Consider the following 624-nt stretch of genomic DNA (forward strand, 5'->3'; position numbering starts at 1 on the left):
ATGCTAATTTAACGGATGTACTGAGAACGCTTAATGCTAAATTTCAAGACATGGATAACTATAAACTTTTTCATAATCAGCTTAAAAAACCTGAATTGACAAAGTTATTACAATCGATAACCGAAACCGCCAGTAAAAAATTGCTATTAGACCCTTTTAATGCTGCTTTACCTGCTCATTATCCATTTAAAAATATTCACTTGCATGATGGTTCATCCCTAACATTACATGAAAAGTTGAAAGAGATAATACCAGGCCGATTTACTAAAACTGCCCCCGCTGCGATTGAACTTCATTTAACGCTTGATCTGGTTGCTGGCACAGCAAATTATATTGGTTTAGACCCAGATAAATAGAGTGAAAAACATCACAGGCCATACGCTAATGATTTAAAGGAAACATTAGTATTGATGGATGCAGGGTTCTTCGATATTAATTACTGTAAAGAAATTAATGAATATAAAGGATTTTATCTTATTAGAGCAAGCAATAGTATTAACCCAAATGTGTTAGCGTATGAAATAGCTGGAAGTAATCAAGTGATTGATTGTCATGTAAATAAAGAACATGGAACACGTACAAGACTGAAAGACATCAAATCAGGAAAAGATTGCGTTGTTGATT

The 624-nt window shown here is 33.5% G+C and carries 1 protein-coding gene and 1 pseudogene; both read left to right on the forward strand.

Going from position 1 to position 624, the window contains the following annotated elements; translation table 11 throughout:
• Nucleotides 1-356, forward strand: a pseudogene (locus tag ACFFIT_RS05640) (hypothetical protein); the annotation flags it as partial.
• Between the two features lie 51 nt (nucleotides 357-407).
• Nucleotides 408-624 (forward strand): hypothetical protein (locus tag ACFFIT_RS05645; protein ID WP_385876678.1); only part of this gene is annotated, 217 nt, incomplete at its 3' end.

The sequence above is a fragment of the Thorsellia kenyensis genome (assembly GCF_042432445.1).
In the GTDB taxonomy this organism is placed as follows: Bacteria; Pseudomonadota; Gammaproteobacteria; order Enterobacterales; family Thorselliaceae; genus Thorsellia; species Thorsellia kenyensis.